The sequence below is a fragment of the Methyloceanibacter sp. genome, from assembly GCF_049590335.1.
GTDB lineage: Bacteria > Pseudomonadota > Alphaproteobacteria > Rhizobiales > Methyloligellaceae > Methyloceanibacter.
Genome location: NZ_JBAWCQ010000125.1, coordinates 1 through 8,275 on the forward strand (window position 1 = coordinate 1; position 8,275 = coordinate 8,275).

Genomic DNA, 8,275 nt, shown 5'->3' on the forward strand with positions numbered 1-8,275 from the left:
GGCCAAGTGCGGAGGACCGGCTCATCGGTGCCCGCGACTTCCTCAAAGAGCTCGCCAAAATTGCCGGTGTGGACAAGAAGGCCGCGTAGGCCCTGCATCATAGGCCATAAGGGGTCCACAGAGCCTGCCGGCGCCAGGCTTGCGGAACGGTGAGCTGATCGCGAAGCGGTGTCTTGTGCTCCGACAGGCTGAGCGATTGCCATGCGCCACGCCATTCCTCCGGCAGGCGATAGGGCGGCCTCACGTCGTCGTCCGGCTTGAAGCCGAGGCAGCCGTAATAGCCCGGATCGCCCAGGACGAAGACCCAGCCCGTGCCGGCGTTCTGCAAATGCCGCAAGCCGGCGCGAAGAAGCGCGCTGCCAATCCCTTGTCGTTGCCGGTCGGGCGCGACGGCCACCGGTCCTAAGAGCGCGACATTGTCTCCTCTCCCGGCAAGGCTGCATGGAGTGAAAGCCGCATGAGCCACAAGCCCGTTATTGGCTAATCCCACGAACGAGATCGCCGCCAATTCTTGTAGGTCGCGCACGAGTGGCACCAGATCTTCATCCGGAAACGCCGCCGGGTAGAGGGCCTCGATCGCGGGCGCATCGGCCGGCAGTGCTTGGCGTATCTCGACGTTTTTGATCATTGTGCCGATGCCGCCTTTGCGCGGAGTTCAGCCTAGGCGGGCCCGCTAAACCTCGCGCAAGATCTCCGCGCGTAAGATGGCACCATCATCGCCGCGCGGGATTTCTTGAACCACGAGAAGCTTATCCGGGAACTTGTATGGCGCGACGCTCCGCTCGGTGAGGAAACGATGTAGCCCGTCCAAGGATACGGGCACAGAGGGCGCGGGCACCACAGCGACGAAGATCCTATGGCCCACCACAGGGTCCGGCAGGACGAATGAGGCCGCGTCGAGGAACTCGGGAAAGGCCTGATAGAGCCCGTCGAGCTCCGACGCCGCGATCGTGAAGCCACCATGATAGACAAGCTCGGGATCGCCGGAGACGAAGAGGCGGCCATTACGAGCCTCTCCGTGAAGTCCCGTCTTGATGAACCCATCGGCGTCGCGCGCAGCTGCGCCGCTTGCACGGCCGCGCGGAACCAGGGGGCCACGGATCGAGATGTCTTTGGCCACGGACTCGCTACCGTTCGTCAGTTCGGTATCGAGAAACGTCGTGACGTCCCCGCCATCGACGATCTCGAACGTGCCTAAAGGAAGCGTTCCGCGGTCGGCACCCTCGCGTGCTCGCTCCACGAGACAGGCCAGATCGCCCAGCGGGTACAAGTCGAAGGCACCGCGATCATCCGGAGCGGCAGCGCCGGCGTGCTCGGCGAGCTTGGGTGCGGCCCAGACGCGGCCAACATGGCGGAGCTTGCATTGAGGGTCGGCGAAGATGCCGTCTGCTGTGAAGCGATCCAAGACCGTCCCTGGCAGTGCGGTCGCGGTAGCGCCGTTGGTCAGAATTTGCCGAACGAGGACGTTGTAGTCGAACGGGTCGTGCTGTACGAGGGCCGTGCCGCCGATCAGCCAGGGCGCGAGTCCGGCGCTGATCCCGACAGGGCCAGTGAGCGGAAAAGCGTTCAGGAGAACGTCGTGGCGATCGAGGGACAGCGCCATGACGCTCAACGCTCCTTGCAGCAGCAGGTCGTCTTCGTGCCGGAAGAGGGGTACGAGGGCAGCGCCGGCGCGGGCGGTAAAGGTGACGAGAGAGGGACCTGTGTTGGCGCGGGGGATGAACCCGGGCGAGGGGCCATCCAGCACAGCATCGTCCAGAGACGAGACTCCGTCAGGCAGGTCCGGACCGAAGCCCATCACGAAGCGGACCGAGAGCCTTGTGGCGGCCACGTCGCGCAAGAGCTCGGCCGGGCGTTCTCCGGCATAGGCAGATGCGCCGATCAAGCCGACAGGCTCAAGCATGTCGCAGACCCGCGCGATCTCCGTGCCGCGCCACAACATGGGGATGGCGGCGACGGTCAGCCCGGCCCGCCAGGCACCCAAGAGCGTCAGCGGAGACTCGATCAAGTTCGGGAGCTGCACCGCGACGCAGTCGCCGGGCATAAGGCCCAGATGTACGAAATACGCAGCAAGGGCCTCGACGGCCGTGTCCGCCTCGCCAAAGGACAGGCGCCTTGGTGCGGAGGGGATGAGGGAGTGGCGGTTCGGCGGGTCGAGCAGCGCCAGAGCGTCTGGCGTTTGCTGGGTGCGGCGGCGCAGCAAGCCCGCGTGCGTGATCCGGACGCTGTCCTGAGGCCTTTCGTCTTGTGGCGCAGCTAGCGTTGTCATGGGCTCAAAGCTCAGATGGCTCAAATTCGGTCGTCGGTCGCTAGGGCTCTCGCATCTCGGCGCTTGTGTCGGGATCCTCGTCGTACCACCACGCGTCGATCTGGTAGCCGTAGAGCGGCGTCTTGTCCGGGCGTTTCAGTCTCTTCCAGTGCGCCACCCATTGATCCGGTAGATAGAACAACGGCATCACGTAGTCACCGGACAGCAGAACGCGATCCAGCGCCCGCACGGCGGAAACGAAATCCTCCCGGGTCTTGGCCTCCAAAATGGCCGTGATCATGGCGTCCACGGCGTCGTTCTGGACCCCGGCCAGGTTCAACGACCCTTGCGCTTTGGCCGCCTTGCTGCCCCAGCGGAACGACTGTTCGTTGCCCGGCGAGAGCGAAGCCCCCCAGAAATTGGGAATCATGTCGAAATCGAAAGTCTGCTTGCGTCGCTCATATTGGGCCGCGTCCACCTGACGGATCCGCACTTCGATCCCGACCTTCTTCAAGGCGCCCGCATAAGTGAGAAGCAGGCGCTCCTGGCCCCTGGTTCTGGCCAGTATCTCGAAGGTGAAGGGCTCGCCGGTCTCGGTGTTGACGAGCGTGCCGTCTTTCAAGGTGTAGCCAGCCTCTTCCAGGAGCTTGAGCGCTTCGATGCGGCCCTCCCGGTTCTGGCCCGACCCGTCGCTGGCGGCAAACGAGAACGTCCCCTCCATGATCTCCGGCTTCACGGCGTCCGGGAACGGCGCCAGCAGGGCACGCTCGGTGGCGTCCGCCCGGCGCCCATGGGAGGACAGCTCGGAACGGGCGAAATAGCTCTGCGAATAGGCAAACAGGTCATGATAGAGCGTCCGGTTGACCCAGTTGTAGTCGAACAGCCGGATCAGTGCCTGGCGCACACGCGGATCGGCGAACTGGGGTCGGCGCGTGTTGAAGGCGAGGGCGGACATGCCCGCCGGCGTCTCGATGGGAAGCGCTTCCTTCGAAACGCGGCCTGCGCGCATGGCTGGAAAGTTATAGCCTTGGGCCCAACGGTTGGGAGAGAGCTCATCGCGAAGGTCCACGAGCCCTGACTTGAAAGCCTCGAATACCGAGCTCGCATCCCGGAAGTAATCAACCCGGATCTCATCGAAATTGTAGCGCCCGCGATTGACGGGAAGGTCCCGACCCCAATAGGCGGGGTTGCGCTTATATGTAATGCTTTTGCCCGGGTCCACCTGGTCCACGACATAGGGGCCGCTGCCGAGCGGCGCTTCGAGCGTAGTCATCTCGAACGTCTCCGGTGTCAAGGCGTGGCGCGGCAGAATGGGCATCAGCCCCATGATCAGGGGCATTTCCCGGTCACCTGAGTCGTCAAAGGTAAAGCGAACGGAGCGGTCGCCGGTCTTTTCGACGTTCGTGACCTTCTTGTAGTAGGAGCGGTGATTGGGGCGTCCGCGGTCTCGAAGGACCGTATAGGAGAAAATGACGTCTTCGACGGTGATTGGGGTGCCGTCGGAAAATTTCGCGTCCGGGTGTAGCGTGTATTCGACCCAGGACCGGTCGGGGGGCGTATCGACCGTCTCGGCGATCAGGCCGTAAAGGGTGAAGGGCTCGTCATAGGCCCGCGCCATCAGGGTCTCGAAGACATATTCGCGCATGCCATCCGCCGAGCCGCCCTTTACGATGAAGGGATTCAGGCTGTCGAAGGTGCCTTGTTTGGCGAAGCGGGCCCGGCCGCCTTTGAGCGCATCGGGGTTCACATAGGGAAAATGAGAAAAATCAGCCTCTTCGCGGGGCTCGCCATGCATGGCCAGTCCGCCTTTCGGGTCCGCCAGGGCTCCCACTGGCAAGAGCAGGAGACCCGCGGTCAGAAGCAAAATAGGGGCTTTCAACGAAGACCTTGGATGGCTATAGATGCCAGCGTGTTACGCTATCTAGTTAAGGGTAACATTCCTGATCAAGAATTCTTATGCCGGACTGAATCCTTCCCCAGTCTAAACCAATGGAAGGCTGAGAGTGCGGCAAGCCCGAGACAGCGGTCATAAGCCACGACCGCGCCGCATTTCGGGTATTGACCCTAGGCTGAAAGAATGGGCTCCGATAAGGGCAGTAGGCCTGTGCAAGCCCACATATAGAGAGGAAAGGTCGTTTAATGATCTGGTCCAAGGATCGCTGGAACAGCTTTCGCCGCGACGCGGCGCGTACGGTGTTGGGCGCATGTCTTTTAGCGCTTGGCGTAACCTCTGCCAGCGTCGTTGCGATGGCCCAGCAGCCCAACTCTTCCGCCGCGCCGAAGGGCGCGCCGGCCGCCGGTGCCGTGGCTGGCGCTCAGGACGCTTGGGTCAAGCTGTGCATGAAGAACGAGCAGACCGGCAGCAAGCAGATTTGTTTGGTCAACCATGAGGGCCTCGAGCCCAACACCGGCATGGTGCTGATCGCCGCGGCTGTGCGTGTTGCGGAAGGCGACGAGAAGAAGCAGCTTCTCATCCGCGTGCCGACGGCCTACGCGCTTGTGATGCCCGCTGGCGTGCAAATTCGGATCGACGAGCAGGAGCCGATTCAGCTGCAATACTCGATCTGCTTCCCGACCAGCTGCCAGGTTCAGATGGAGCTCACCGACGATCTTTTGCAGAAGATGCGCGGCGGCAGTCAGATGGTCGTTGCCGCTATGAACGTCCAGCAAAAGACCATGGGTTTCCCGGTGCCGTTGACCGGCTTCACCAAAGCCTTCGACGGCCCGCCGGTCGACAACAAAGTCTATGAGGAGCAACGCCGTCAGCTGATGGAGATGTTCAAAAAGCGCCAGCAGGAGCTTGCCGCGAAGGCCCGCCAGGGGCAGGGCGCCCCGGGGCAGCCCGGCGCGGCACCACAGCCCGGCGCGGCTCCGCAGCCAGGTGCGGTCCCGCAGCAATAGTAGCGGCGGGCGCTAGCTCGGCGCCGATGGCGCCGTGAGACACAAGATTAGGCCGCGTAGGATCTCCTGCGCGGCTTTTTCCTTTTGGGGTGTGATTGGGTGTGCACAAGGCGGTTGCTGAAGCGGCTGTGCGCACGGCCAGGCCCCGAGGCTAGTGCTCTTGTATGTAGCGGAAGCGGAAGACGCCGTCTGTTAGGTCTTCGAAGAACTCAGAGATCTGCGGATGGCGCAGAGGCTCGTCGGATTCGTCCGGCAGCAGGTTCTGCTCCGAGACATAGGCGACGTACTCGGTGTCCGCGTTCTCGGCCAGAAGGTGGTAATACGGCTGGTCCTTGGCTGGCCGCACGTTCTGGGGTATCGAGGCATACCATTCCTCGGTGTTCGAGAAGGTCGGGTCCACGTCAAAGATGACGCCTCGGAAGGGATAGGCCCGGTGCCGCACCACCTGACCGATCTGAAATCGAGCATTTCGAACTGTAGACATCATCCGATAGATAAGATCGTGGGCCGCGCACAGTGTCAACGCGGGATGAGAACGCCTCAGGACCAGCGTCGATTTGACCACATAAACTGTTCAGGATTCTCCCTAATCCACGCTTCGAAGTAGCGCTGGATGGCCGCTGTGATGGCGCGAATGTCATCGGCCTGGTTCTGGGTGCGGGGGACTCGGAGCTCGTTGACATTGACGTCGAAAACCGAGCGATTTCCGATCCGCACGCAACGGCCGATCCAGATGCGGGCACCGACCCGGCGCGCGATCATTGCAGCAATAGGCATGCTCTTGGCTAGATGTCCGAAGAACGGCACCTCGATGCCGTTCCGGTCGTAAAGATCGGAGATGAAGCCGAGACGTCCTCCTTGGCGGACAAAATCCATGATGAGGCGCGCCGTCTTCTGCGTTTCGTCGTCGCCGGCTGTCCGACCACGACCAAAAAGCCCGCCCGGATAAAGGGCTTGGCGCTGCTCGCGAAGATAACGGTCGACGTAAGGATTCTTCACGGAACGGTAGACGCCCGCGGGCTTCACACCGGCGAGGGTGACCGGCCACATGCCGATTTCCCAGTTGCCCATATGCATGGTGACGATGAGAGCGGGCCCCATCTTGTCCTTGTAGCGGCCGATCCAATGGCCGTTGGTCACGTGGAGCCGACTGGGGTCCTTGATGATGCGGTCGATATTCATCGTTTCGACCATAACCCGGCCGAGATTGTCCCAAGCGGCAACGGCGATCCGTTCACGCTCTTCGAGTGTTTTCTCGGGAAAAGCCCGCTCCAGATTGGCCAGGGCCCGCTTGTGACGCCGATTGCGTTTGCCCAGCACGCGCCAGAAGAAGGCAGAGATATCGCAGGCGGTGTCGAGCGGGACCAATCGGACAAGGCCGATCAGGAAGCGCAAGCCTCCATACTCAAGCCGGTACTTCAGGTCGGTTGCAAAGGACGTGTCGAGGGAATTCGCCAAAAGGTTTTGTCTTTCGTTGGGTCTCTAAGATGTGTGCAGGAACCCCGGTGCGCTCTCAAGGCAGGCCTTTGAAAACGCATCGTCTTGAAGAAACTCGCAAGCGACGTCAAGCGGGCATGGTCTCGATCGGCCGCATGAGGCGCGGCAGGTTGGCGGGTGGGGCAAGTCCCGCCTGCATCACCAGCCGTTTCAGGGGGGCGAAGGTCTTGAGCCCGGTCAGGACCGCGCTGCGTGCCAATTGGACCGGTACAAGAGTGGTCAAAAGCGAGCGGCCCAAAAGGTCGACGCCGATCGTTCGAGACAGGACGTCGAGCTGGCGGGCCCGGACATATTGGGCGAGGACATGGGGCCCGCCCGGATCACGCCCGTGGCGCAACGCATCCGCCACGCAGTCCGCAAGGGCTGCGGCATCGCGCAGACCAAGGTTGAGCCCCTGCGCGCCGATGGGCGCCATGATATGCGCCGCTTCGCCGACCAAGGCGGTGCGGTTGGCCGCGAGCTGCTTGGCAGTCAGCCCTGCCACGGGGAAGCAGGCGCGTGGTCCCACGTCGGAAATCACGCCGAGCGTCTCGTCGAAATGCTCCTGTAGGCTCGCCGCGAAGCGGGTTTCGTCTTGGTCCATGAGGGCTTTGGCTTCAGCCGAACTGCAGACCCAGACAAGGCTCGACGTTTGTGAGTCGGGCGTCGGCACGCTCGTCACCGAGCCGCCCTCGCGGTGCAGCTCGGTCGCGACCCCCTCATGGGGCAGACTGTGGCGGAAGCTGGAAGCGATGGCGGATTGTTCGTACCGCCAGTCTCTTGTTTCGATGTTCGCCGTCTGGCGGCACACTGAGCGGCGTCCGTCGGCACCGGCAACGAGACGGGCGAGGAGTTGTTCGTTAGTGCCCAGCGTCAATGTGGCTTGGTCGTCATCGAGGTCCACCGTCTTGATGGTTTCGGGCACGACATGGGGGATCACCTCCCTCGCGCGGTCGTAGAGCACCGCGTTCAAAGCGGTGTTTGCGATGTTGAAGCCGAAAGTCTCAAGGCCCAGCTCCCGAGCCTCGAACGAGATGTCCGGCGAACGAAGCAGGCTCCGGGACGCATCGACGATCCGGATCGCGGTCAAGGGCGCGGCGTCGGGTGCAAGCCGATCCCAGACGCCAAGGTGTTTCAGGAAGTCGACGGAGTTCGTTAGCAGGGCAGCGGTACGAGTCTCGGGCCGGGGCAGAGCCGTCGTCGGGGGCGGGGGCCCGGCGAGCGCCACGGCCGCACCCACATGGTTCAGGGCCAGCGCCGTCGCGATCCCAGCTGGGCCGGCGCCAACTACGACGACATCGAACGGTTCGGTCACAGCCCACCAACGATCATTTCGGGATCCTTCAAAAGTAATTTCCTATCAACAGCCGATCTCATACCAATCAAGCCAATGTAGAACTGTTGTCGGTTTGAACATATATCGCGAACGGAACGTCAATTCGCCTTGGCGTTATTGGTAAAAGCGAGAAGAGAATCCTCGTTTATCGATCATAACAGCAAACGCGCATTAGCATTTGATTGGAAAAAAGGAAAATAACAAATAATGACAAATATTACTTTTGCAATAGGAGCGCTTGTACTTGGTGTAAGCATTCTTCCGGCCGCGATCTCGCATGCCGCTGATCAGAATGCCATTACAGAGCGCGATGT

7 protein-coding genes are annotated in these 8,275 nt (G+C 62.1%); 1 reads left to right on the plus strand and 6 read right to left on the minus strand.

The window, feature by feature from the left end; genetic code table 11:
• Positions 1 to 97: 97 nt before the first annotated feature.
• The 3 genes from WBQ77_RS09995 to WBQ77_RS10005 are packed head-to-tail and all read right to left on the minus strand — an operon-like array spanning position 98 to position 4,127.
• Positions 98 to 628: a GNAT family N-acetyltransferase gene (locus WBQ77_RS09995; protein WP_424060073.1), complete on the minus strand. Its 531-nt coding sequence runs from the start codon at positions 626 to 628 to the stop codon at positions 98 to 100.
• A gap of 45 nt (positions 629 to 673) precedes the next feature.
• Positions 674 to 2,269 (minus strand): AMP-binding protein, encoded by a 1,596-nt coding sequence (locus WBQ77_RS10000; protein ID WP_424060075.1) that lies wholly within the window; start codon positions 2,267 to 2,269, stop codon positions 674 to 676.
• Between the two features lie 40 nt (positions 2,270 to 2,309).
• Positions 2,310 to 4,127 (minus strand): extracellular solute-binding protein, encoded by a 1,818-nt coding sequence (locus WBQ77_RS10005; RefSeq protein WP_424060077.1) that lies wholly within the window; start codon positions 4,125 to 4,127, stop codon positions 2,310 to 2,312.
• A gap of 260 nt (positions 4,128 to 4,387) precedes the next feature.
• Between WBQ77_RS10005 and WBQ77_RS10010 the strand changes: the two genes are divergently transcribed.
• A complete protein-coding gene (locus tag WBQ77_RS10010; protein ID WP_424060079.1) occupies positions 4,388 to 5,149 on the plus strand; it encodes an invasion associated locus B family protein in 762 nt (253 codons plus the stop codon).
• A 151-nt stretch (positions 5,150 to 5,300) separates the two neighbouring features.
• On the opposite strand, the gene hspQ is transcribed toward WBQ77_RS10010, so the two are convergent.
• The 3 genes from hspQ to WBQ77_RS10025 all read right to left on the minus strand — a co-directional run bounded on the left by hspQ (position 5,301) and on the right by WBQ77_RS10025 (position 7,940).
• Positions 5,301 to 5,633 carry a heat shock protein HspQ gene (hspQ, locus tag WBQ77_RS10015; RefSeq protein WP_424045413.1) on the minus strand — a complete coding sequence of 111 codons (333 nt, stop codon included), beginning with the start codon at positions 5,631 to 5,633 and terminating at the stop codon, positions 5,301 to 5,303.
• A gap of 56 nt (positions 5,634 to 5,689) precedes the next feature.
• Positions 5,690 to 6,607: a lysophospholipid acyltransferase family protein gene (locus WBQ77_RS10020; RefSeq protein WP_424045414.1), complete on the minus strand. Its 918-nt coding sequence runs from the start codon at positions 6,605 to 6,607 to the stop codon at positions 5,690 to 5,692.
• A gap of 106 nt (positions 6,608 to 6,713) precedes the next feature.
• Positions 6,714 to 7,940 carry an FAD-dependent monooxygenase gene (locus WBQ77_RS10025; RefSeq protein ID WP_424060082.1) on the minus strand — a complete coding sequence of 409 codons (1,227 nt, stop codon included), beginning with the start codon at positions 7,938 to 7,940 and terminating at the stop codon, positions 6,714 to 6,716.
• Positions 7,941 to 8,275: the final 335 nt, after the last annotated feature.